The organism is Stieleria mannarensis, from assembly GCF_014154935.1.
Taxonomy (GTDB): domain Bacteria; phylum Planctomycetota; class Planctomycetia; order Pirellulales; family Pirellulaceae; genus Stieleria; species Stieleria mannarensis.
Genome location: NZ_JACEHH010000208.1, coordinates 1 through 570 on the forward strand (window position 1 = coordinate 1; position 570 = coordinate 570).

Annotated in this window: 1 protein-coding gene; it reads right to left on the minus strand. The window is 49.5% G+C overall.

The window, feature by feature from the left end:
- Positions 1-53: 53 nt before the first annotated feature.
- On the minus strand, positions 54-437 hold the full coding sequence (locus tag H1B37_RS33090) for a hypothetical protein (protein WP_182871535.1): 384 nt from the start codon (positions 435-437) through the stop codon (positions 54-56).
- Between the last annotated feature and the right edge of the window lie 133 nt (positions 438-570).

Genomic DNA, 570 nt, shown 5'->3' on the forward strand with positions numbered 1-570 from the left:
CGAGTAAAACTCCACTTGCAATAACGTTTCGAATCTTTTGAATGGTTCGCATTTCACCTTACCGATATCTTGGAAACAGCAATGTTTTTGTTCAGGGGAAGCTGAATTGAAATCTGGTTTCCAATCCCCTGGTTTGTTGCTGAATGAAGCGCCTTTAGGTTGCGTCTTACGTTTTCACCATTGAGCTGCAACTCATGGATATGGTCGATGTCAGATTCTCGCAGTCGTCTGAGCGCGTTTTCTCTTGATGTTGGATTGTCCTTGAACATCTGATTGATACGACGCACCACCATTCTGCGGTATGATCTTGTTGCGTTTCGGCGGGCTGCGTCCGAAACGCCGTGGCCTAGGTTCGAGATGGCCCTGTTCTCTGCCACGTGATTCGCAATGTGCCCCACTTTACGAGCGAAATCGCGTGGGCGGAAGTTTGATTCCATCCTCAGTTGGACCTCAATTGAAGGCTCGACAATGCGATGCTGATTCCGAGCGACAAACTGGCGCCAAGTGAGATCGCAACAAAGGGGTCAATCGCAACAAAGGGGTCAGGCCTCTTTTTTGTCTTCGGCGGGC